Source organism: Roseateles sp. GW821-FHT03B02, assembly GCF_059421025.1.
Genome location: NZ_JBWKUV010000009.1, coordinates 221,571 through 242,089 on the forward strand (window position 1 = coordinate 221,571; position 20,519 = coordinate 242,089).

The 20,519-nt window shown below is 70.7% G+C and carries 23 protein-coding genes; 11 read left to right on the forward strand and 12 right to left on the reverse strand.

Going from position 1 to position 20,519, the window contains the following annotated elements:
* Nucleotides 1–15: 15 nt before the first annotated feature.
* On the forward strand, nucleotides 16–996 hold the full coding sequence (locus tag AC07VX_RS22265) for an aldo/keto reductase (RefSeq protein ID WP_493167230.1): 981 nt from the start codon (nucleotides 16–18) through the stop codon (nucleotides 994–996).
* Between the two features lie 10 nt (nucleotides 997–1,006).
* Here AC07VX_RS22265 and AC07VX_RS22270 read toward each other — a convergent pair whose 3' ends face one another.
* Nucleotides 1,007–1,714 (reverse strand): PEP-CTERM sorting domain-containing protein, encoded by a 708-nt coding sequence (locus AC07VX_RS22270; protein WP_493167231.1) that lies wholly within the window; start codon nucleotides 1,712–1,714, stop codon nucleotides 1,007–1,009.
* 217 nt (nucleotides 1,715–1,931) lie between these two features.
* On the opposite strand from AC07VX_RS22270, the gene dinB reads away from it, so the two are divergent.
* The 5 genes from dinB to AC07VX_RS22295 all read left to right on the forward strand — a co-directional run bounded on the left by dinB (nucleotide 1,932) and on the right by AC07VX_RS22295 (nucleotide 6,846).
* Nucleotides 1,932–3,140 carry a DNA polymerase IV gene (gene dinB / locus AC07VX_RS22275; protein ID WP_493167232.1) on the forward strand — a complete coding sequence of 403 codons (1,209 nt, stop codon included), beginning with the start codon at nucleotides 1,932–1,934 and terminating at the stop codon, nucleotides 3,138–3,140.
* Nucleotides 3,137–5,470, forward strand: coding sequence for an ATP-dependent DNA helicase (locus AC07VX_RS22280; protein WP_493167233.1), 2,334 nt, complete (start codon nucleotides 3,137–3,139; stop codon nucleotides 5,468–5,470). Before dinB ends, AC07VX_RS22280 begins: the two co-directional genes overlap by 4 nt.
* An 82-nt stretch (nucleotides 5,471–5,552) precedes the next feature.
* Nucleotides 5,553–5,966 carry a DUF6249 domain-containing protein gene (locus AC07VX_RS22285; protein ID WP_493167234.1) on the forward strand — a complete coding sequence of 138 codons (414 nt, stop codon included), beginning with the start codon at nucleotides 5,553–5,555 and terminating at the stop codon, nucleotides 5,964–5,966.
* Nucleotides 5,963–6,526, forward strand: a complete 564-nt coding sequence (locus tag AC07VX_RS22290) for an RNA polymerase sigma factor (protein ID WP_493167235.1) — start codon at nucleotides 5,963–5,965, stop codon at nucleotides 6,524–6,526. Before AC07VX_RS22285 ends, AC07VX_RS22290 begins: the two co-directional genes overlap by 4 nt.
* Complete coding sequence (locus AC07VX_RS22295) at nucleotides 6,523–6,846, forward strand: hypothetical protein (protein ID WP_493167236.1); 324 nt, start codon at nucleotides 6,523–6,525, stop codon at nucleotides 6,844–6,846. The genes AC07VX_RS22290 and AC07VX_RS22295 overlap by 4 nt, the downstream gene beginning before the upstream one ends.
* A gap of 20 nt (nucleotides 6,847–6,866) precedes the next feature.
* Here AC07VX_RS22295 and AC07VX_RS22300 read toward each other — a convergent pair whose 3' ends face one another.
* Nucleotides 6,867–7,223: an MmcQ/YjbR family DNA-binding protein gene (locus AC07VX_RS22300; RefSeq protein ID WP_493167237.1), complete on the reverse strand. Its 357-nt coding sequence runs from the start codon at nucleotides 7,221–7,223 to the stop codon at nucleotides 6,867–6,869.
* 159 nt (nucleotides 7,224–7,382) lie between these two features.
* Here AC07VX_RS22300 and AC07VX_RS22305 point away from each other — a divergent pair, with 159 nt between their 5' ends.
* From AC07VX_RS22305 to AC07VX_RS22315, 3 genes are all read left to right on the forward strand, one after another.
* A complete protein-coding gene (locus tag AC07VX_RS22305; RefSeq protein WP_493167238.1) occupies nucleotides 7,383–8,165 on the forward strand; it encodes a tetratricopeptide repeat protein in 783 nt (260 codons plus the stop codon).
* 37 nt (nucleotides 8,166–8,202) lie between these two features.
* Entirely contained in the window at nucleotides 8,203–9,129 is a 927-nt protein-coding gene (locus AC07VX_RS22310; protein WP_493167239.1) for a LysR substrate-binding domain-containing protein, read from the forward strand.
* A gap of 67 nt (nucleotides 9,130–9,196) precedes the next feature.
* The gene (locus tag AC07VX_RS22315) at nucleotides 9,197–10,351 is read left to right on the forward strand and encodes an alpha-hydroxy acid oxidase (protein WP_493167240.1); all 1,155 of its coding nucleotides are present in this window, start codon (nucleotides 9,197–9,199) and stop codon (nucleotides 10,349–10,351) included.
* 13 nt (nucleotides 10,352–10,364) lie between these two features.
* Here AC07VX_RS22315 and AC07VX_RS22320 read toward each other — a convergent pair whose 3' ends face one another.
* The 4 genes from AC07VX_RS22320 to AC07VX_RS22335 form a co-directional block, all read right to left on the reverse strand.
* Nucleotides 10,365–10,889, reverse strand: a complete 525-nt coding sequence (locus AC07VX_RS22320) for a GNAT family N-acetyltransferase (RefSeq protein ID WP_493167241.1) — start codon at nucleotides 10,887–10,889, stop codon at nucleotides 10,365–10,367.
* Between the two features lie 96 nt (nucleotides 10,890–10,985).
* Nucleotides 10,986–11,537, reverse strand: a complete 552-nt coding sequence (locus AC07VX_RS22325; RefSeq protein WP_493167242.1) for an Lcl domain-containing protein — start codon at nucleotides 11,535–11,537, stop codon at nucleotides 10,986–10,988.
* Between the two features lie 14 nt (nucleotides 11,538–11,551).
* Entirely contained in the window at nucleotides 11,552–12,874 is a 1,323-nt protein-coding gene (locus AC07VX_RS22330) for a hypothetical protein (RefSeq protein ID WP_493167243.1), read from the reverse strand.
* Nucleotides 12,871–13,659: a phosphodiester glycosidase family protein gene (locus tag AC07VX_RS22335; protein ID WP_493167244.1), complete on the reverse strand. Its 789-nt coding sequence runs from the start codon at nucleotides 13,657–13,659 to the stop codon at nucleotides 12,871–12,873. The genes AC07VX_RS22330 and AC07VX_RS22335 overlap by 4 nt, the downstream gene beginning before the upstream one ends.
* A 98-nt stretch (nucleotides 13,660–13,757) precedes the next feature.
* Between AC07VX_RS22335 and AC07VX_RS22340 the strand changes: the two genes are divergently transcribed.
* Complete coding sequence (locus AC07VX_RS22340) at nucleotides 13,758–14,330, forward strand: YceI family protein (RefSeq protein WP_493167245.1); 573 nt, start codon at nucleotides 13,758–13,760, stop codon at nucleotides 14,328–14,330.
* 165 nt (nucleotides 14,331–14,495) lie between these two features.
* On the opposite strand, the gene AC07VX_RS22345 is transcribed toward AC07VX_RS22340, so the two are convergent.
* The 5 genes from AC07VX_RS22345 to AC07VX_RS22365 form a co-directional block, all read right to left on the reverse strand.
* Entirely contained in the window at nucleotides 14,496–16,673 is a 2,178-nt protein-coding gene (locus AC07VX_RS22345; protein ID WP_493167246.1) for a S46 family peptidase, read from the reverse strand.
* A 119-nt stretch (nucleotides 16,674–16,792) separates the two neighbouring features.
* Nucleotides 16,793–17,161: a hypothetical protein gene (locus tag AC07VX_RS22350; RefSeq protein WP_493167247.1), complete on the reverse strand. Its 369-nt coding sequence runs from the start codon at nucleotides 17,159–17,161 to the stop codon at nucleotides 16,793–16,795.
* A gap of 108 nt (nucleotides 17,162–17,269) precedes the next feature.
* Complete coding sequence (locus AC07VX_RS22355) at nucleotides 17,270–18,070, reverse strand: cupin domain-containing protein (protein WP_493167248.1); 801 nt, start codon at nucleotides 18,068–18,070, stop codon at nucleotides 17,270–17,272.
* A 10-nt stretch (nucleotides 18,071–18,080) separates the two neighbouring features.
* Nucleotides 18,081–18,794: a sigma-70 family RNA polymerase sigma factor gene (locus tag AC07VX_RS22360; protein ID WP_493167249.1), complete on the reverse strand. Its 714-nt coding sequence runs from the start codon at nucleotides 18,792–18,794 to the stop codon at nucleotides 18,081–18,083.
* Nucleotides 18,795–18,803: 9 nt separating this feature from the next.
* Nucleotides 18,804–19,211: a cupin domain-containing protein gene (locus AC07VX_RS22365; protein WP_493167250.1), complete on the reverse strand. Its 408-nt coding sequence runs from the start codon at nucleotides 19,209–19,211 to the stop codon at nucleotides 18,804–18,806.
* Nucleotides 19,212–19,295: 84 nt separating this feature from the next.
* Between AC07VX_RS22365 and AC07VX_RS22370 the strand changes: the two genes are divergently transcribed.
* Nucleotides 19,296–19,781 carry an SRPBCC family protein gene (locus AC07VX_RS22370; RefSeq protein WP_493167251.1) on the forward strand — a complete coding sequence of 162 codons (486 nt, stop codon included), beginning with the start codon at nucleotides 19,296–19,298 and terminating at the stop codon, nucleotides 19,779–19,781.
* Nucleotides 19,782–19,948: 167 nt separating this feature from the next.
* On the opposite strand, the gene dcd is transcribed toward AC07VX_RS22370, so the two are convergent.
* Nucleotides 19,949–20,515, reverse strand: coding sequence for a dCTP deaminase (gene dcd, locus AC07VX_RS22375; RefSeq protein WP_493167252.1), 567 nt, complete (start codon nucleotides 20,513–20,515; stop codon nucleotides 19,949–19,951).
* Between the last annotated feature and the right edge of the window lie 4 nt (nucleotides 20,516–20,519).

The following is a 20,519-nucleotide window of genomic DNA, read 5'->3' on the forward strand; positions in this document are numbered from 1 at the left end:
TCCTTGCACACCACCATGATCTACCGTTCTCTCGGCCGCACCGGCTGGAACATTTCCGCCATCGGCTTCGGCGCCTGGGCCATCGGCGGCACCTGGGGCAATACCGACGACGAGGCCGCCATGGCCGCGCTGCACCATGCCCTGGATCGCGGCGTGAACTTCTTCGACACGGCCGACGTCTACGGTGACGGCCACAGCGAGCGCCTGCTGGCCCGTCTGCGCAAGGAGCGACCTGGCGACCCCTTTTATGTAGCCACCAAGGCAGGCCGGCGCCTGAGCCCGCATGTTGCCGAGGGCTACCGAGACCTGCGCCCCTTCATCGAGCGCAGCCTGAAGAATCTGGACACCGACGCCATCGAGTTGCTTCAGCTGCACTGCCCGCCGAGCGAGGTCTATGCCATGCCCGAGGTCTTCGGCGCGCTGGACGACCTGGTGCGGGAGGGCAAGCTGCGCCACTACGGCGTCAGCGTCGAGCGGATCGACGAAGCCCTGGCCGCGATCAAGTTTCCCGGCGTGCAGTCCGTGCAGATCATCTTCAACCTGTTCCGCCAGCGGCCGGCCGAAGTCTTCCTGCCCGCCGCACAGGCCGCCCAGGTGGGCGTGCTGGCGCGGTTGCCCTTGTCCAGCGGCATGCTCAGCGGCAAGTTCACGCGCGACAGCGCCTTCAGCGCCGACGACCACCGCGCCTTCAACCGCCGGGGCGAGGCCTTCGACAAGGGGGAAACCTTTTCGGGCGTGGACTACGAACAGGGCCTGGCAGCCGTCGAGGAATTGCGCGGCCTGCTGCCGTCCGGCGTGAGCATGGCCCGCCTGGCCCTACGCTGGATCCTGATGCACGAGGCCGTCACGGCCGCCATCCCCGGCGGCCGCACGCCGGCGCAGGTGGACGAGAACGTCAGCGCCGCCGACCTCGCCGCCCTGCCCGCGCCGCTGATGCAGTCCCTCGCCGACCTCTACCTGCGGCGCATCGCGCCGCAGGTGCACGCGCTCTGGTGAAGCGAATCCCTCATCCGCCGCGCCGGCGACGCGCCGCCAGCGCGCCGAGAGCGAGGCCGGCCAGTGCCAGGCTGTCCGGCTCTGGAATCGTTGCAGCGGTCGGCGCAAAGGTACTGAAGAGACCGGAGATATGAGCGTGGTTCAGGTCGGCCACGTCCATCAGGCCCGTGAAGTCGTAGTGGGTGGCGTCGGTGTCAAGGAACATGAAGTAGGACGACTTGCCGGCACCCAGGCCGAGCAGCGCTCCCGCAGCATCCACATGGCCGAAATTGAAATTGAAATCGCTGCTCAAGGCGCCCGTGAAGCGATTTGCCGTGGTGGGCGCGACGTCGCCCAGGCTGTCCGAGCGCCAGTTCACGAAGTAGTTCGTCGTGAACAGGTTTCCCAGCCGGAGGCTGCCGAGATCATCCGCCGAGGTGGCATCGCTGAAGACGCGCCAGTAGAAGTCCACCGTGCCGTCGACGGCACGCATCACGCGCGACTGGATGCTGCCCGACACCGTGCCATTGGCACCGGCGAAGCTGAAACCATCCGTCCGGTCTTCGATGATGCTGCCGGCCAGTTGCGGCTCGGCGAGCGACGTGGTGCCGGTGGGCAGGGCGATAGTGCTGCCGGCCAGCAGCAGATCGGCCCTGGCCAGGCCAGATGACGCCAGTGCCAGGAGGCCCAGCGAGCCGGCGATCAGGGACTTTCGAAACGCGGTGGACTGTTCTGACATGGGACCTCCTCGGCCTCGGTGACGTTGGTGCCTGCAGGGTAGGACGGCCGCCTCTGACCTGCTCCCCCTAACTGCCCGGGCTGCCCCACGGACATCGGGGTGATGACGGTGCCGACGAGGATGCCGCCCACCTTCAACCCGGTGGGATCTCGGGGTCGAGGTCCTTGCCAGCGGGCTGCTGCCAGGCCCTGTCTTTATTCCCAGTGACAATCGAGGCATGCTGCAGCCCGATCGCTGGATCGCCCACCTCGACATGGATGCCTTCTACGCGTCTGTGGAGTTGCTGCGCTATCCGCAGCTCAAGGGTGAGGCCGTCGTCATCGGTGGCCGGCGGGCCGATGTGCCGCGGCAGCTCGAAGACGGCTCCTGGTGCTATTCCAGGCTGCGCGACTACACCGGCCGCGGCGTCGTCACCACCTCCACCTACGCTGCGCGCGACCTCGGCGTGTTCTCGGCCATGGGTCTGATGAAGGCCGCGCTGCGCGCGCCTGACGCCATCCTGCTGCCGGCCGATTTCGAGTCCTACCGCAAGTACTCCAGGCTGTTCAAGGCCGCCGTGGCTGAGGTCGCGCCCGTCATCGAGGACCGCGGCATCGACGAGATCTACATCGACCTGAGCGACGTGCCCGGCGTGCGCGACGCCGTCGGCCATGACCCGCTGGGCGGTGTGAAGGCGGTGGCGCGCGAGATCAAGAACTCGGTCTGGCGCGCTACGGGCCTGACCTGCTCCATCGGCATCACGCCCAACAAGCTGCTCAGCAAGATCGCCAGCGAGCTGGACAAGCCCGACGGCATCTCCGTGCTGACGCTGGACGACATCCCCACCCGCGTGTGGCCGCTGGCCGTTCGCAAGATCAACGGCATCGGCCCCAAGGCGGGCGACAAGCTCGTCAAGCTCGGCCTGGAGACCGTGGGCGACATCGCCGCCGCCTCGCCCGCCTGGCTGGTCGAGCAGTTCGGCGAAAGCTACGGCCACTGGCTGCACAACGCCGCGCACGGCCGCGACTCGCGCCCCGTCGTCACCCACAGCGAGCCCGTGTCCATCAGCCGCGAAACCACCTTCGAGCGCGACCTGAGCGCCGTGCACGACAAGGCCCTGCTCGGCCAGATCATGGACGAGCTCTGCGAGAGCCTGTCGCGCGACCTCGCCCGCAAGCGCTACGCGGGCAAGACGGTGGGCATCAAGCTGCGCTTCGAAGGCTTCGTCACCGTCACGCGCGACCAGACGCTCAAGACCCCCATCACCAGCGCCGCCGACATCCGCCATGCCGCGGGCCTGTGCCTCAAGCGCGTCAGGTTCGACAAGCGGCTGCGCCTGATGGGCGTGCGCATCGGCAATCTCGTGCATGCCAGCGAGGTGGCAGCAGCCGTGGCGTCGGCGCGCGCCGCGCCCCTGCCGGCGCCCGACAACCTGAAACTGTTTTGAGCGACTGGACCTACACCGTCTCGGTCCGCAGCCTCTGCGAGTTCACCGCCAAGCGCGGCGACCTGGATCGCCGTTTCACGCCCTCGGCCACCGCGCTGGAAGGCCAGGCCGGCCAGTTGGCCGTGCTCGCCCGCCGCTCGCCGGGCTACGAGACCGAGCTGCCGCTGCAAGGCCAGCACGGAAACCTGCGCGTGCGCGGACGGGCCGACGGCTACGAGGCCGACATGAACCGGCTCGAAGAGATCAAGACCATCCGCGGCCCGGTCGAGCTCATTCCCGAAAACCGTCGCGCACTGCACTGGGCCCAGCTCGAAACCTACGGCGCGCTCATCGCCGCCGACCGCGAGCTGGCCGAGCTTGAGCTGGCCCTGGTCTACGTGGACGCCGACACACAGAACGAGACGGTGCTGCGCGAGACGGTCGCGGCCGCCACGCTGCAGGCCGCTTTCGAGGCGCGCTGCCAGCAGTTCGAAACCTGGGCGCGGCAGGAGGCCTGGCACCGGGCTTCACGCGACGCCGGCCTGAGCACCCTGCCCTTCCCCAAGGGCGAGCTGCGCCCGGGTCAGCGCCTGCTCGCGCAAGCCGTCTACCGCGTGGCTGCCAACGGCCGCTGCCTGTTGGCCCAGGCGCCCACCGGCATCGGCAAGACGCTGGGCACGCTCTACCCGCTGCTGCGCGCCATGCCCGGCCGGCAGATCGACAAGATCGGCTACATGACCTGCAAGGGCACCGGACGCATCACCGCGCTGGAAGCCTTGCACGCCCTGCGCCAAGGCACGCCAGCGAAGGCGCTGCGCGTGCTGACGCTGGTGGCCAAGGAGCAGGCCTGCGAGCACCCCACCAAGGCCTGCCACGGCGACGCCTGCCCGCTGGCCCATGGCTTCTACGACAAGCTGCCCGCCGCCCGCGCCGAGGCCGTGCAGGCAGCCTGGCTGGACCCCGCCGCCCAGCGCCGCATCGCACTGCAGCACGAGGTCTGCCCCTACTACCTCGGCCAGGAGCTGCTGCGCTGGGCCGACGTCATCGTCGGCGACGTGCACCATGCCTTCGACCCCCACGGCCAGCTCTACGGCCTGGCCCAGTCGCAGGACTGGAAGCTGGCCCTGCTGGTGGACGAGGCCCACAACCTCATCGACCGCGCCCGCGACATGTACAGCATCAGCCTGGGCCTGGCCCGCGTGCGCGAGGTCCTCGCCGGCGCGCCCGCCAGCCTGCGCGCACCGCTGCGCCGGCTGGCCGGCGAGCTGGCCCGCTTGGGGACCGAGCAGGTCGAGGACTACCAGCCTCTGGGCCAGGTGCCCGACGCGCTCGCCGAGGCCCTGCAGCGCGTCAACGTCGCGCTGGGCGAGTACGTGCAGAACCACCCACTGGAGGTGGGCTCGCTGCTGGAGTTCTATTTCGAGGTTCTGGGCCTGCAGCGCCTGCTCGACCGCTTCGACACGCATTCGCTGTGCGACCTGCAGCGCACCGCCGGCCGCGTTGCGGTGGCGGATGCGCCGCTCAACCTGTCGCTGCTGGCGCCGGACGAGAACGGCGAGCCCATCGACACCGGCGAGGTGCGCGACGTCGTGCTGTCCCTGCGCAACATCGTGCCCGGCCACTTCCTGAAGGAGCGCTTCGAGGGCTGCCACAGCGTCACGCTGTTCTCGGCCACCTTGGGCCCGCCCGACTACCCGCGCCAGCTGCTCGGCATGCCCGAGGACACCGCCTGGATCGACGTGCCAGCGCCCTTCCCACCCGAGCACCTGAGCGTGCGCGTGGCCCATCGCCTGTCCACGCGCTACGCCCACCGCGACGCCTCGATGGACGCGCTGGTGGACCTGCTCGCCACGCAGTTCTCGGAACACCCCGGCAACTACCTCGCCTTTTTCAGCAGCTTCGACTACCTGGAGAAGGCCGCGGCGCGCCTGGCGCTGCGCCACCCGCAGGTCCTGCAATGGAGCCAGTCCCGCGCCATGGGCGACGCGGCGCGACGCGCCTTCCTCGACCGCTTCGTCGAGGGCGGCCGCGGCATCGGCTTCGCCGTGCTGGGTGGCGCTTTCGCCGAGGGCGTGGACCTGCCCGGCACGCGGCTGATCGGCGCCTTCATCGCCACGCTCGGCCTGCCCCCCGTGTCACCGCTGCAGGACCGGGTGCGCGAGCGGCTGGACACGATGTTCGGCGCCGACCATGGCTACGCCGATCTCGTACCGGGCCTGCAGAAAGTGGTGCAGGCCGCCGGCCGCGTGCTGCGCTCCGTGGACGACCGTGGCTGGGTCTGGCTGCTGGATCGGCGCTACGCACGGCCCGAGGTGCGGGCGCTACTGCCAGCATGGTGGCAAGTGCGGTGAATTTTTTTGCGGGGCTGAATCCGAACAGCCCGGCGACGCGCTCCAAGGAAGCACCATCCACGTATCTTTCCGGAGCCGCCCCATGTTCTTCGAGAACTTCCACGCCTGGTTGCCGCTGATGATCCCCATCCTGGCGCTGATGATCCCCATCGTTGCCATCTTGGCCCATTACATCGGCAAGGCCCATGGCGAGCGCCAGCGCCACGAGACCATCCGCGAACTGGCCCGGGCCGGCCAGCCCATCCCGCCCGAGTTGCTGGCCGACGTGCAGGACAGCGACTGGCACCGTGCCAAGCGCGACCAGGCCAACCCCAACCGCATCCTCGTGCCGGCCCTCATCAACATCGCCGTCGGCCTGGGGCTGATGGTCATGTTTTCCCTGATGATGCCCGGCGCCTGGCTCTGGAGCATCGGCGTGTTGCCGCTGCTCATCGGCTTCGGCCTCGCGCTGTACTGGGCCGTCGAACGCAAGCAGCAGCCCGACCGGCAGCCGTGACCCCTGGCGCTCCCGCCGCGCCGACCGAGGCCGCCGCGCAGGAGGCCCGGCTGGTGGCCCGTGCCGCCGCCGGCGACCGCGCGGCCTTCGCTGCCCTGGTGCAGGCCCACCAGGGCTATCTGCGCAAGCTGCTCGGCCGCATCTGCCGCGGCGACCAGGCCCGGGCCGACGACCTCGCTCAGGACGCCTTCGTGCGCGCCTGGCGAGCCCTGCCCAAGTTCCGCGGCGAGGCGCGCTTTCGCACCTGGCTGACGCGGCTCGCCTACTCCGCGCTGTCCGCCGAAAGGCCTGCCCTGCCGCGGGCAGACGACGCGCCGCCCGACCTCGAAGCCCACAGCGACTTCGCCCCCGGCGTCGACTGGCGCATCGACCTCGACCGCGCGCTGACCTCGTTGAGCGAGGCCCAGCGCCACGCGCTGCTGCTCTGCTACGGCGCCGACCTCAGCCACACCGAAGCCGCCCAGGTGCTGGGCTGGCCGCTCGGCACGGTCAAGACCCAGGTGCTGCGCGCCAAGGCCAGGCTGCGCGCGCAACTGCAGGCATGGGAGCCCGCACCATGAACGAACGCCACGACCACGACGACAACTCCCTGGACGACGCGCTGCACCAGCAATGGCAGGACGGCGCGGAGCCGGACGACGCGGGCTTCAGCCTGCGCGTGATGGCCGCGTTGTCACCCGCAGTGGCACCGTCGCAGCGGCGCTGGGTGCGCCGCGTCAGGCTGGCGCAGTGGGTGGCCCTCAGTCTGGCCGCCTGCGGCATTGCCGTGCTGCTGGCGGGCGGGGCCGGTCCGCTCGACACACCCCATACGTTGGCGGCGCTGGCCTTGATGGGGCTGCTGATCTTCTGGTCGATCCCGAGCCGGTGGAACAGGGGCTGAAAACGCAGCGCCCCCAAGCGCTACGCCTCGATGCCGAGCAGCAGCCGCTGCTTCCTCGGCAGCCGGCACGCCACCAGCGCGTGCGAGCGCTGCACCAGTGACTTGAGTTCCGCCAAGGGCAGGCCCCGGGCGTCGGACACTGCCACCCAGTGATACCGCGCCGCATAGGGCGCCGGCGCGAAGCCCGGCAAGCCGGTCAGCTCCAGGAAGCGATGCTCGTCCACCTTGAAGCTGCAATGCGTCCACGCGCCGGGGTGCGGCCCGCCGACCAGGAACATCTTGCCGCCGACGCTGGCCACCCAGTCCGCGCCCCACTTGATGTCCTGCGTGGCGCCGGGCAGAGTCAGGGCGAAGCGGGCGAGGGCTGGAAAACTCATGGCGGTGGGTGTTGGCGCGTGGCGGCGGGCCGCCGATGCGGAATTCTGAGCGTCAAGGGGCCCGTTTGCGGCAATTTGCAGCACCGCGCCGGGCCGCGCTGCACCGGCTCGGCCGCCGGCGGCCCCGACAATCTAGGGATACGCCTCGCCCATCGCCGGATGAATCCTCCAACCCCAGGTCCGACCCCTGCCGCGGTTTCACTTACCGCGCCGCCCGTCAACCCGCTGCAGCACGGTCTGACCCTGTTCCACGCGACGCCACCCGACTACGCGCGCGCAGTGGGCTGGTTCCGCGCCGCGGCCGACGCTGGCGACGCCGACGGCCTGGCCATGCTGGGCCTGTGCCAGCTGGAAGGCCTGGGGCTGCCGGCCGATGCGGTGCAAGCGCGTGCACAGCTGCAGACGGCCGCGGCGCGGCGCAGCGCCATCGGCCGCTTCCAGCTCGGCCGGGTGCTGATGACGGGTCGGGGCGGCCCGTCCGACGAAGCTGCAGGCCTCACGGCCTATGTCGCAGCTGCGGGCATGGGTCACGCCGAAGCCACCTTCAACCTCGCCAACTGCCTGTTTGCCGGCGTCGGCTGCCTGCCCGACCGGCTGGCCGCCAAGGCGCTCTACCTGCGCGCCCGCACGCTGGGCTGCACGCTGCGCCCCCAGGGCGTGCTGGTGCACAAGCGCGAGCTGAAGGCGGTGCGCGTGCTGGCCGAGCGCTTCGCCGACCCCAACCGCATGTTCTTCCTTGTCCAGGAGCGCCAGCAGGAGCTGGCCCTGGTGCACGCCGTCGTGCAGCCGCGCCAGGCGCCCTCCAGCAAGGCAGCCACGTCCGGGAGCCTGCGCCATGCCGGTCGGCTGGCGGCCGGCGTGGTCGCGGCGATGGCGGGTACGCTGGGCCAGTACCTGCGACCGGCCTCGCGCGACGCCGGTCCGACGACGCTGAACTTCTGAGGCGCTCCGCGCCCGGCCGGCTGGGTAGGATGCCCGCATGCCCCAGCGCCCCATCCGCCTGCCCTCGCTCGACGCCCTGCTCGCCTTCGAAGCCGTGGCCCGCGCCGGCAGCTTCGAGGCCGCTGCCGCCGAGCTGGCACTGACGGCCAGCGCGATTGCCAAGCGCGTGGCCGGGCTGGAGGAGCGGCTGGACCAGCCCCTTTTCCTGCGCCAGCCTGCCCGTGGCCTGAGCCTGACACCGGCCGGCCACGAATACCTGCCCCAGGTGCGCCAGGCCCTGGCACTGCTGCAGGCCATGCCGCTGCACCAGCGCGCCGGTGCCCAGCGCGAGCGGCTGCGCGTCAGCTCCACGCCCACCTTCGCCCGCCAGCTGCTGGTGCCCGCGCTGCCCGGCTTCGCGGCCGCGCAGCCGCAGGTCGAGCTGGAGCTGACCTTGTCCGTGCCGCTGCTGGCCGAGGGCGATGCCGGCGCGGACGTGGAGATCCGCCATGGCGCCGTGCCGGACGAGCTCGCCGCCCATCAGGTGCTGCTGCACGACCGCCTGACGCCGCTGGCCGCACCCGCCCTGCTGGTCGGCCACGCGCCACTGCACGAGCCGGCCGACCTGCTCGCCCTGCCGCTGCTGCGCACGCCGCTGCAGCCCTGGGCGCCCTGGCTGCGCGCCGCCGGCCTGGCCGACACGCCGGAGCCGGACGAAGGCCCGCGCTTCGTCGACCTGGGCCTGACACTGGCCGCCGCGCTGGCCGGCCAGGGCGTGGCGCTCGCCCGGCTCAGCCTGGCGCGCCACGAGCTGGCCGAGGGCCGCCTGGTGCAGCCCTTCGCGCTGACCGTGCCGGCCGAGCGCCACTACGGCCTGATCTGCCACCGCGCCAGCCCGGCGGCCGAGGCCTTCGCCGGCTGGCTGCACGCACACTGCCGAGCGATGGAAGAGCCTAGGGCGGAAAACTCTTCCGCCACGAGCTGAGGTTTTTTCCGGGGCGCCCGTGCCTGCGCGGGCCTAGCATCGCGGCCTCACTCCGAGCTGCACCGCCATGCCCGTCATCACCTGCATCGAAGACCTGCGCCAGTTGGCCGAGAAGCGCGTGCCGCGCATGTTCTACGACTACGCCGACTCCGGCTCCTGGACCGAAACCACCTACCGCGCCAACGAGAGCGACTTCCAGGCCATCAAGCTGCGCCAGCGCGTGGCCGTGAACATGGAAGGCCGCAGCACGGCCGTGAAGATGGTAGGCCAGGACGCCAAGATGCCCGTGGCCATCGCGCCGGTGGGCCTGACCGGCATGCAGCATGCCGACGGCGAGATCCACGCCGCCCGCGCGGCCGAGAAGTTCGGCATCCCGTTCACGCTGTCGACGATGAGCATCTGCTCCATCGAGGATATCGCCGAGCACACCACGGCGCCGTTCTGGTTCCAGCTCTACATGATGCGCGACCGCGATGCGATGGCCCGCATGATCCAGCGCTGCAAGGCCGCCAAGTGCTCGGCACTCGTGCTGACGCTGGACCTGCAGGTCATCGGCCAGCGCCACAAGGACCTGAAGAACGGCCTCACCGCGCCGCCGCGGCCCACGCTGGCCAACATCGTCAACCTGATGACCAAGCCGCGCTGGTGCCTGGGCATGGCCGGCACCAAGCGCCACACCTTCCGCAACCTCGTGGGCCACGTGAAGGGCGTGAGCGACATGCGGTCGCTGTCGGCCTGGACCAACGAGCAGTTCGACCCGCGCCTGTCCTGGGCCGACATCGCCTGGGTCAAGGAGCAGTGGGGCGGCAAGCTCATCCTGAAGGGCATCATGGACGTGGAGGACGCCAAGCTCGCCGTGCAGGCCGGGGCCGACGCCATCGTCGTCAGCAACCACGGCGGCCGCCAGCTGGACGGCGCGCCCAGCAGCATCCGCGCACTGCCGGCCATCGTCGCCGAGGTTGGCTCGCAGACCGAAGTCTGGATGGACGGCGGCATCCGCTCCGGCCAGGACGTGCTCAAGGCCTGGGCCCTGGGTGCGCGCGGCACCATGATCGGCCGCGCGATGGCCTACGGCCTGGGGGCGATGGGCGAGGAAGGCGTGGCCAAGGCGCTGGCCATCCTGCACAAGGAGCTGGACGTGACCATGGCCTTCTGCGGCCACAGGCAGCTCGCCAACGTGACGCGCGACATCCTCGTGCCGGGCACCTTTCCGACGGCCTGACGGCCTGGCGAATTCAGGCCGGGGCGCGGCGCTCGAAGTACAGGCGGTCGTACCACACACCGCCCAGCTCGAAGCTCTGCGTCGTGCGCCCGAACTCACGGAAGCCGTTGCGCAGCAGCACCTTCACCGAGCCCTCGTTGCCGACGCGCGCGTTGGCCTCCAGCCGCACCAGGCCCAGCTCGCCGAAAGCCTTGGCCAGCACCTGCCGCACGGCCTCGCTCGCGTAACCCTTGCCGCAGGCCGACTCGGCCATGCGGTAGCCCAGCTCGGCCATCTGGAAGTGGCGGCGCTTCACGCCGATCAGGTTCACGCGGCCCACCAACTCGCCGGCCGCGGTGCGCACGAGGAACTGGTAGCCCTTGTCCTCGGCAGCCTCGCGCTCGGCCAGCGCAATGGCGGCGCGCACGCCCTCGGGCGAGTAGTAGGCCGGTGGCCGTGAATTGATGCGGGCCTCGAAGAAGTCGCGGTTGTCGGTCTCGAAGCGCAGCAGTTCGTCGGCGATGTCGAGGGTGGGCGGGGTGAGGTGCAGGGATGGCATGGCTGTGCATTGGAACAGCCCTCGCGCACTCACCCACCCGCCGGGCGCGGACCGGCCGGCGGGTGCGGCTGCCGCCGACAGTGCGCGAGCGTACCTTCAGTCCTTGAGGCTTCTCACCAGTCTCAGCGGCAGGCGCTCGCGCTTGGGCATGTCGCCACGCACCTCGCCGCTGCGCGGGTCCACGGCCCAGCCCATCTGCACCAGCAGCCGGTCGGCCTGGGTCTCGGTCACGCCGCGCTGCACGTTGCGGTAGGCATAGGGGTTGACCGCCTCGCTGTCGATGCGGGCGGTGCTCGTCCAGTACCAGCCGCCGGGCGCGGACGGCGCCAGCGTGGCCGCCTGCGGCGCATGCGACAGCCGGTCGCCGAAGTGCTTGAGCTCGGGCACGCGCGGCACCCGCCAGGCCCGCCCGTGGGCCTCGCTGCGCGAACGGGCCAGCGCGAGCGCCTCGGCATGCGTGAACAGCGTCGGCTTGCCCTGGCAGCCACGGCCGTCCCAGCGCATGCCCTCGGCGCAGCGCTGCCAAGCGTGGCCGCTGGCAACGTCCAGCAGCTCCTGGCCATCGGCACTGGGCACGAGGCCGGATTCGGCCGCGGGCGACGGCGTGGTCATGCCCAGCACGAGGGCGGCTGCAAGCAACAAGCGCATCAGGCCCTCCTGCCTCAGAGCCCTGCCGCCGTCACCAGCGCCTGGGCCTCGGCGGGCGTCACCGCGCCCTCGCCCGGCAGCTCGACGACTATCAGGTAGCCGGCCAAGTCGGCCCGCGCGCCCGCCGCTGCGTAGGCCTGGGCCAGCGTGAGCTGGCGGCTGGCGAGCAGGCGGCCGGTGGTGGGCTCCCAGTCCTCGCCGGAGATCATGCAGCCCTGCTGCGGCGTGCCCGGGAAATAGCTCGTGCCGGCGTAGTAGGCCGGGTTGATCGTCGTGCCGTGGACGAGCAGCTCGTCGCGCCCGGCGCGGCCGGCCAGCCAGGCTTCCTTGATGGGGGAGAAGCCCCGCCAGCTCGGCGGCAGAAAGCTCTCGTAGACGGCCTCACTCCATGCGGCGGCCGAGTCGCCATGCTCGAACTCGGCCGTCGTGGCCTCGACGGGCAGCTTGCTGTGCAGATAGGGCGTGGGGCCGATGTTGGGGTTGGTGGCCGTGCCGGCGCCGACGATGGTGAAGACGCCTTGCGGCGTGTTGCCGTTGGTGATGGTGCCCGGAAGGCCGGTGCGGGCGAGCGCCAGCTGGGGCGAGGCAAACAGCTGGCCGTTCGCGCCCCGCACGAAGCGGCCGTCGACGCCCCGCACCAGGGCCAGGCCCATCTGCTGGCGGCCCGGGCGCTGCAGGCTGACGATGGCCGGGAAGCCCTGGCGCAGCGGCGCGGCCAGCAGGTCGGCCAGCGGCGGTTGCGGCAAGGCCGGGCGGCGCAGGCTCAGCATCAGCGCCGTCAGGCGCGGGTCATCGGGCCAGCCCGGGAAAAGCTGCGGCACGGTCTCGCGCAGGCGCTGCACGGCGCTGGCGTCGGCCTGAAGCAGCGTGTAGGCGGCGATGGCGAAGGGCTTGCTCGCCGTCAGCTGCGGCAGCAGCGGCCACAGCAGCGGCGCGGCCTCGGCCGGGTAGAGGGTGTGGGCGGCACTCAGCAGCGCGCGCTGGACGTCGGCGTCGCGCTGGCCCAGCGTGGTCAGGGCCTCCAGCAGCAGCGGGCGCGCGGCGTCTACCTCGGCGTTGTACTGGGCGACGAGATCGAACAGCCTGGGCAGGGCCGCGTCGCGCTCGGGGCCGGGCGGCATGGCGATGCGGGCGCGGATCTCGGCGATGGCCGCTTCGCGCAAGGCCCGCTCGCCGTCAGTGGACGTGGCCGGCCAGCTGAAGTCGCCGGGTTTCAGCGCACCCAGCTCGGTGGCGTCGTAACGCTTCTCGGCAGGCGGCTGCTGCGTCTTCAAGGGCGCGCAGGCGGCCAGCAGCAGCGCGAGGCCCAGCGGCGGGAGCAGATGGCGAAGGCTCATGGGTTCAGCAGGTGCAGGGCATTGGCCACGCGGCGCAGCGCGGGCTCGTTGAAGGGGCGCGGCAGGCGCGACTCGCCGCCGATCAGCAGCGTGGACGAGCCACCGCCATCGAGGTTGAAGGCCTGCGCGGCGCCGAGTTCGCGCATCAGCGCGGCGGTCTGGGCCAGCGTCAGGCCTTTCACGTCGCCGCGGCGGCCGGCGGCCAGCAGCAGGATGAGATGGCGGCCCGAGGCGTCCAGGCCCACGGCCGTGCGCGGGTGGGTCTGCGCGCAGAGATAGGCGCAGCTGGCGTCGTCCTCCGCCGTGCGGGCCAGGCCGTCACGCACCAGCCAGGGCGTGCCGCTGACGGCCAGCCGCCAGCCGGGCTCGGGCGCAGTGGGCGCGTCGAAGCGGATGACGCAACGGCTGTCACAGGTCAGCAGCGGGTCGCTGGCCGGCCTGGCGGGCTTGGACAGCTCGGGCCAGGACTGGCCGCCGGACACGGTCAACCCACGCGGGCGGAACTCGCGGTCGAAGAAGGAGGCGTTGACGCTGGCCAGCGCACCGCGGCTGCTGGGCATCTGGTCCAGCGGCAGGCCGGCGTCGGCCGGCGGCGAGAGGCTGACGTGCAACCGGGTCAGGTCCACGCGCAGGGCCTGCACCTCGCTGTCGGGCCAGGGCGCCCAGGCGCGGTGCGCCAGGCCGGGCGCCAGCGGCCGCCAGCCGTCCGGCAGGCGTTCTACGCCGGCGCAGCCGGCCAGGGCCAGCAACAGCAGGCCGAGCAGGCGCAGGTGGAGACGGGGCATGCTGAAGATACTAACGGGCCGTTGCGCGCGGCCTGTCGAAAAGCTGCACCGCCGTTCGTCGTGTTGCTGTCAGAACCCCCATCCACCGAGATCTCCCGATGAAAGCCCTGCCCCTGCTCGCCGCCGCTCTGCTCGCCGCCAGCGCATCCGCCGCGCCGCTCGCCTACGACATCGACCCCACCCACACCTACCCCAGCTTCGAGGCCGACCACATGGGCATGTCCAACTGGCGCGGCAAGCTGACGAAGAACAGTGGCAGCATCGTCTACGACAAGGCCAGTGGCAGCGGCAGCGTGGACGTGCAGATGGACCTGGCCAGCATCGACTTCGGCCTGGAGGCGATGAACGCCTGGGCCAAGGGCAAGGACTTCTTCGATGTGGCGAACAAGACGCCCACCGCCAGCTTCAAGGGCCGCTTTGAGCGCGCCACCGCCGGCGTGCCCGGCCGGCTCGTTGGCGAGCTGACGCTGAACGGCCGCACCAGGCCCCTGGCGCTCACCATCCACCAGCTCAAGTGCATGCCCCACCCGCTCTACAAGCGCGACTGGTGCGGCGCCGACGCCTCCGGCAGCTTCAACCGCGAGGACTTCGGCCTGGGTGCGGGCAAGGACTGGGGCTTCAAGATGGATGTGGGCCTGCGCATCCAGGTCGAGGCCGTCGAGAAACAGTGAGCCCTCGCCCAGCCTTCGCCCAGCCTTCGCCCAGCATCGTCCCGCTGAATGCGGACGGTGCGGGTCGGCCCCCAGGGAGGCGGCTCGGGAGCGGCCCGGCGCCCGGTCCGCATGAACGAGAAGACGGGCCCCTCGGGACCCGTCTTCTCGTGACGCGCCAGGCGGTTACTCGACGCCCATTTCTTGCAGCAGGCGCGTCGTCTTGTCGACGATGCTCATCTGCCACAGCATGTAGCGCGCATCCAGGGAGATGCTGCGAACCATCTTGGGGTCGAAGCGCCAGTCGGCAATCACCGCGTCCAGCGTGCCGTCGAACAGCAGGCCCACCAGCTCGGCGTTCTTGTTCAGCACGGGCGAACCGGAGTTGCCGCCGGTGGTGTCCAGCGTGGACAGGAAGTTCACGGGCACCGAGTCCAGCGACTTGACGTAGTACTTGCCGAAGTTGCGCGCCTTGATGGCGGCAAGCTGCTCGGCGGGCGCGTTGAACTCGCCGCCGGCCTCGTCAGGGCCCTTGTGCTTGGCGACGATGCCGCGCAGCGTCGTGAACGGCGTCCAGGTGCTGCCGTCGGTGCCGGGGCTGCGGCCCTCGACCTTGCCGTAGCTGATGCGCAGCGTGCTGTTGGCATCGGGGTAGACAGCTTCGCCGCGGCTGGCGTGGTAGTCGATCATGGCCTGCTGCACGCCGGCATAGGCCTTTTGCAGCTTGCCGCCCAGTTCCTTGTCGCGGGTCTCCAGGCGGCGGTCATCGTCATAGAGCGCCACGGCAGCCTTGATGAAGGCGTCGTCGCTGGCCTTGAAGGCTGCAGCGTCCTTGTCCAGCCAGGCCATGCGCGGGGCGCTGTCGGACAGCTTGCTGCCGGCGTAGACCTTGTCGAGCTGGGCGCGGACGCTGGCTTCGTCCTGGCCGGCCTTAAGGCCCATCGCATCCAACCACGCCGGGTTGAGCGTGTCGGCCGGCTGGGCGAGGTACTGAGTCAGAAAATGCACGACGACGCGCTTGTCGGCCTGCTCGTCGTAGCGGCGGTCCAGTTGCTGCTGGGCCGCGCGCAGGCGCGGCAGGTCGCGCTCCTGGTAGCCTGCCTTGCGCTCGGCGTCGGGCTTGGCGCGTTCCTGCGCCGCCAGGTAGAGCTGGCGGGCGGAGCTCAGCAGCGCCGGCGTGATGAAGTTGGCCAGGTACTCGGCACGCTGGATGGCCTGGCGCTCGGCCAGCAGGCTCTCGGTGGCGGCGATGTCGGCGCCGTAGCGCGCCCTGCGTTCGGGCGTGCCATTGGCCCAGGCCTTGAGCTTGTCGAACTCGGCCTGCTTGCGGGCGAGGATGTCGCTGCCCTCAAAGCTCTGCTGCTGGCCCTGCAGGTTCTTGTAGTAGTTCTGCAGGCCCTGCATGCGGGCCGCCATCTTGATCTCGCCATCGCGGCGGCCGGCGGTCTCGGCCTTGATGAGGTCGATGGCCTCGCCCATGGCCTTGGTCAGCGCCGGCTGTTGCCAGCCGAAGGCGAAGTCGACTTCGCGCGGCAGGCGGTGACGGTCGGTGCCGCCCGGGTAGCCGGCCACCATGACGAAGTCGCCGGCGTTCAGCGGGCTGCTGGGCATCTTCAGGTGGTGCTTGGGCGCGTAGGGCCGGTTGTCCTTGCTGAAATCGGCCGGCTTGCCGTCCGCGCCGACATAGGCGCGGTAAAAGCTGTAGTCGCCGGTGTGGCGCGGCCAGACCCAGTTGTCGGCGTCGCCGCCGAACAGGCCGACGCCGGTGGCCGGCGCATGCACCAGTCGCACGTCGCGGATCTCCAGCTGCTTGATGAGCTGGTACTGCAGGCCGCCGAAGAAGGCATGGACGGTGCAGCGGTGGCCCTTGTCGGCCTCGCAGGCGGCCACGAGGCTCTTCTGGCTCGTCTCGATGGCGTCAGTGCGGGCCTTGCCGGTCAGCGCGCGGGTCTTGTCGTTCAGGATCTCGGCGCTGACGTCCTTCATGTCCACGGTCACCCACATGCGGGTGCCGGGCGCGGCGGGCAGCTCGTCGGCCAGCGTGGCAGCGTAGAAGCCGTTCTTCAGCAGGTCACGGTCGGGCTTGGAGTTGTACTGGATGCTGCCGTAGGCGCAGTGGTGGTTGGTGACCGCCAGGCCCTGCGGCGACACGAAGCTGGCCGTGCAGCCGGGAATGCCCACGACCGCACCCATCGGGAAGTCGGTCAGCTCCTTGAGCTTGGCGGGGTCCAGCGCCAGGCCGCCGGCCTTCAGGGCCTTGGCGATCTGCGGCAGTTGCTTGGGCATCCACATGCCTTCGTCGGCATGGGCGGTGGACGCGGCCAGCGCAGCAGCGGCCAGCAGCGTGAGGGAGTGACGATTCATGGAGCGGTTCGGCGAAAAGGCAAAACCGCCAGCGTACCCCGGCTGCGCCGGAAACCCCGGGTGAGGAAAGGCAGGCTTCGGCCTGGGGAAAGCCCCGTGATCAGGGGACGCTCACCCCCTCAGTGAGCCAGGCCTATCCATTCGCCCGCGGCCTGGTAGGCCTCGAACAGATCCAGCGCCAGCTCGCGCAGGCCCGGGTGCTCGCTGCAGTGGCCGTCGGCCAGGCGCTCGAAGGCGTACTGGCGGTCGTAAAGCATGCGGGTGGGGTTGATGGCCAGCCCGGCGTCGTTCATCAGCTGTCCGAAGCGCAGCAGGTCGGCGCTGCTGACCGGACCGCCGGTGGCACCGGCCACCGTCAGGCCCAGGGCGCGGATGTCGCCCAGATGCACGCCCTGGGCGATCTTCAGGCCGCTGTAGACATGGCCCGGATCGCCCAGGCCGCGGGGTTCGTCGGCGGGGATGGGAATCAAGTGCAGCGGGATGAGCATGGCGGGCCTCGGCGGACTTCTGGCGTGTGCCGCCATCGTGCCGGGGCCTTCAAAAACTGAAGGGCGGATAAAGGTGGAAAAGCCACCTTTATCCGCCGCTGATGCCGCTCAAGTGAACTGCAGATCGAGGTCGCCGTGGGCGTAGAGGATGACGCCGGTGTCGGTCTCGGTGACGCGGTGCCCGGTGCCGGCAGGGGCGAGCTGGTAGTCGCCCTGCTGCAGCAGCACGTCGTCCAGGAAGAGCTCGCCCTGCACCATCAAGCATTCCTCGTCGTGGCCATGGCCATGGCCGGGCACGCTGGCGCCGGGGTCGGCGCGGTACAGCAGCGCGGACTGGCCGCCGCCGCTCCACAGCACGCGGCGGCGGATGCCGGGCGCGAACTCGGGCCAGCCGGCCTCGACGTCGCGCACCAGCGTGCGCGTGCCGGCATCGCCATCGGCCTCGCGCACGAAGACGTGGGCGCCGTCGCGACTGGTCAGCCGCGGCGCGCCGCCAGCAGGCAGCAGCAGAAAGTCGCGCAGGCCCAGGGGCTCGCCATCGACCTCGGCGCTGCCGCGCACGACCAGGAACTCGCGCACGCCACCCGCCGGCAGCGCCAGGCTGGCACCGGCCTGCAGCTCGACGAGGCTGGTCGCGCGCGGCTCGCCGGGACGCAGCGCGCGGCCCGGCGGCGCGCGGTACAGCCAATGGCGCAGCACGCCCGCGGCCAGCGGCTCGGCCACTCTGCGGCGCCGCCGCACGGTGACCATGCCGCGTTCGGCATCGAGGGATTGCTGCAGGCGGCTGTTCAGCCGCTCGCCGAGGCGGCCGGGCGCAGCCGGCGCAGCCCAGGCGCTCGCGAAGGGCTCGCTGAGCAGGGGGCTCAGCTCGTCGTCATTGGATTCCGGGGTGGCAGGCATCGTGGTCATGGCATCCCCCTCAGGCCGGCAGCGCATGCATGCCAGTGTCGCCCAGCGCCTCGCGCAGCGTGACGAGGGCGCGGCGGATCTGCGACTTGACGGTGCCCAGCGGCAGACGGGTCTGGCTGGCAATTTCCTCGTGCGACAGGCCGTTGAAGAAGGCCAGCGCCACCAGCTGGCGCGGCTGGGGCTTGAGCAGCAGCAGCGCGCGGTGCAGCTCGGCGTGGCCCTGAGCCACGGCCAGCAGCTCGTCGCCGGACTCGGCGGCCGGCGCGGACAGCGGCACGCTCTCCTCGTCCAGCTCGTCGTGCTGGAAACGGGCCTCGCGGCGGATGGCGTCGATGGCGCGCGAGCGGGCCATGCCCAGCAGCCAGGTCAACGGCCGGCCGCGTGCGGCGTCGAAGCGCGGCGCCTGGCGCCAGACCTGGAAGAAGACTTCCTCGGCCACCTCCTCGGCCAGTTGTGGGCGGCGCACCAGACGCAGCACCAGGCCGTAGACACGCGACAGCGTGGCCTCGTACAGCGCCATCAGCGCCCGCTCGTCGTGGTCGACGATGGCGGCAATCCAGGCGGCGAGCTGCGCGTCGTCCAGCGATGCGCAGCCTGGCCTGGCGGCCGCCTCCCCGGCCTGGCAGCCCTCCTCCGCGTCGGCATCGCGCAGCTCGACGTCATCGAACAGCAGCGCCGGACTGGGCGGCTCGTCGCCGTCTTCGGTGGGATGTGGCAGGGTCATGGGATGTCCTCAAACCAGCAGTTGGTCCACATGCGGCTCGGCGCCGCGCAGGAAGATGGTGGCGCCCGTCTCGGTGCCGATGCTCGCGTGCAGGCTGCCGGCACGGGCCAGGTGGTAGCCACCGGGGCCGACTTCGATCTGGCTGCCGACCTTGAGCACGCCCTCCAGCACCAGGCATTCCTCGTCGACCGGGTGGCGGTGGGCTTCCAGCCGCGCGCCGGGCGCGAAGCGCAGCAGATAGCTCAGAATGCCGTCGCTCTCATGCAAGACCTTGATCTTCACGCCGTCGCCGAAAGGCTGCCAGCCGGCCCCGCCCGCGGGCACGGTCAGGTGGCTGTCGTCGGTGTCGGCCACCCGCTCCAGCAGGCGCCGGCGGATGGCGCGGGCCTGGGCAGGTGTGGCGGAGGGCGAGGTCATGGGGGGGTCTACGCAGCGGTTGCCGAACCGGATGCAGCCTAATCCCCGGCATCTACCCTGACCATCCCGACGTATCCCTTTCGCATGCCTCAGACCGCCTACTTCGACCTCGTCAGCCACTGGCGCCTGGACGCGCCAGTGCCGCAAGTCTGGCGGGCCGTTACCGAAACCGAGCACTGGCCGCGCTGGTGGCCGGGCGTCGTCGGCGTGAAGCGGTTGACGAATGGCGACGCCCAGGGCGTGGGCCGCCGGCAACAGATCAGCTTCCGCACCGGCCTGGGCTACCGGCTGCACCTGGTGCTGGAAGTAACCGAGGTGCTGCGCGAGCAGCGCCTGCGCGCCCGGGCGGGCGGCACGCTGGCCGGAGAAGGCATCTGGCTGCTGCACCAGGCGCTGCCGGAGGCGGGCGGGCACACCGACGTGACGTTCGTGTGGCGCGTGACGCTGCCGCCAGGCCTGCTGCGCTGGACGGCGCCGCTGCTGGCGCCGTTGTTCCGGTGGAACCACAAAAGGGTGATGCGGGCCGGGCGCGTTGGCCTGACGCGCTACCTGACGACGATGAGCAGGTGAGTGGTGTCGTACTTGCGGGCCGAGCGCCGGGCCGCTCCCAAGCCGTCCCCTCGGGGGCTGAGGCTGGACACAGGGCGTCCGGTGGACGGCCTGTGCCTGCCGCAGCGCGGTCCAGGCTGGGCACGCCTGCGTTCAGCGGTGCGTGACCGGACGAGGGGCTGTCAATTTCAAGCCTTCGGCAATGTGACGCCCACCTGCCCCTGGTACTTGCCGCCGCGGTCCTTGTAGCTGGTCTCGCAGACCTCGTCGCTCTCGAAGAACAGCACCTGGGCGCAGCCCTCGCCCGCATAGATCTTGGCCGGCAGCGGCGTGGTGTTGCTGAACTCCAGCGTCACATAGCCTTCCCACTCGGGCTCAAAAGGTGTCACGTTGACGATGATGCCGCAGCGGGCGTAGGTGCTCTTGCCCAGGCAGACCGTCAGCACATTGCGCGGGATGCGGAAGTACTCCATCGTGCGCGCCAGCGCGAAGCTGTTGGGCGGGATGATGCAGACGTCCTTGTTGACGTCGACGAAGCTGTTCTCGTCGAAGTTCTTCGGGTCCACCACGGTGCTGTGGATGTTGGTGAAGACCTTGAACTCGGGCGCGCAGCGGATGTCGTAGCCGTAGCTGCTGGTGCCGTAGCTGATGACCTTGCGGCCATCCACCTGGCGCACCTGGCCGGGCTCGAAGGGCTCAATCATGCCGTGCTGCTCGCACATGCGGCGGATCCATTTGTCGCTCTTGATGGTCATCTCG

Coding starts and splice junctions, on each gene's coding strand:
- AC07VX_RS22265 (WP_493167230.1), top strand. CDS start 16: ATGATCTACCGTTCTCTCGGCCGCACCGGCTGGAACATTTCCGCCATC.
- AC07VX_RS22270 (WP_493167231.1), bottom strand. CDS start 1,714: ATGTCAGAACAGTCCACCGCGTTTCGAAAGTCCCTGATCGCCGGCTCG.
- dinB (WP_493167232.1), top strand. CDS start 1,932: ATGCTGCAGCCCGATCGCTGGATCGCCCACCTCGACATGGATGCCTTC.
- AC07VX_RS22285 (WP_493167234.1), top strand. CDS start 5,553: ATGTTCTTCGAGAACTTCCACGCCTGGTTGCCGCTGATGATCCCCATC.
- AC07VX_RS22295 (WP_493167236.1), top strand. CDS start 6,523: ATGAACGAACGCCACGACCACGACGACAACTCCCTGGACGACGCGCTG.
- AC07VX_RS22300 (WP_493167237.1), bottom strand. CDS start 7,223: ATGAGTTTTCCAGCCCTCGCCCGCTTCGCCCTGACTCTGCCCGGCGCC.
- AC07VX_RS22305 (WP_493167238.1), top strand. CDS start 7,383: ATGAATCCTCCAACCCCAGGTCCGACCCCTGCCGCGGTTTCACTTACC.
- AC07VX_RS22310 (WP_493167239.1), top strand. CDS start 8,203: ATGCCCCAGCGCCCCATCCGCCTGCCCTCGCTCGACGCCCTGCTCGCC.
- AC07VX_RS22315 (WP_493167240.1), top strand. CDS start 9,197: ATGCCCGTCATCACCTGCATCGAAGACCTGCGCCAGTTGGCCGAGAAG.
- AC07VX_RS22320 (WP_493167241.1), bottom strand. CDS start 10,889: ATGCCATCCCTGCACCTCACCCCGCCCACCCTCGACATCGCCGACGAA.
- AC07VX_RS22325 (WP_493167242.1), bottom strand. CDS start 11,537: ATGCGCTTGTTGCTTGCAGCCGCCCTCGTGCTGGGCATGACCACGCCG.
- AC07VX_RS22330 (WP_493167243.1), bottom strand. CDS start 12,874: ATGAGCCTTCGCCATCTGCTCCCGCCGCTGGGCCTCGCGCTGCTGCTG.
- AC07VX_RS22335 (WP_493167244.1), bottom strand. CDS start 13,659: ATGCCCCGTCTCCACCTGCGCCTGCTCGGCCTGCTGTTGCTGGCCCTG.
- AC07VX_RS22340 (WP_493167245.1), top strand. CDS start 13,758: ATGAAAGCCCTGCCCCTGCTCGCCGCCGCTCTGCTCGCCGCCAGCGCA.
- AC07VX_RS22345 (WP_493167246.1), bottom strand. CDS start 16,673: ATGAATCGTCACTCCCTCACGCTGCTGGCCGCTGCTGCGCTGGCCGCG.
- AC07VX_RS22350 (WP_493167247.1), bottom strand. CDS start 17,161: ATGCTCATCCCGCTGCACTTGATTCCCATCCCCGCCGACGAACCCCGC.
- AC07VX_RS22355 (WP_493167248.1), bottom strand. CDS start 18,070: ATGACCACGATGCCTGCCACCCCGGAATCCAATGACGACGAGCTGAGC.
- AC07VX_RS22360 (WP_493167249.1), bottom strand. CDS start 18,794: ATGACCCTGCCACATCCCACCGAAGACGGCGACGAGCCGCCCAGTCCG.
- AC07VX_RS22365 (WP_493167250.1), bottom strand. CDS start 19,211: ATGACCTCGCCCTCCGCCACACCTGCCCAGGCCCGCGCCATCCGCCGG.
- AC07VX_RS22370 (WP_493167251.1), top strand. CDS start 19,296: ATGCCTCAGACCGCCTACTTCGACCTCGTCAGCCACTGGCGCCTGGAC.
- dcd (WP_493167252.1), bottom strand. CDS start 20,515: ATGACCATCAAGAGCGACAAATGGATCCGCCGCATGTGCGAGCAGCAC.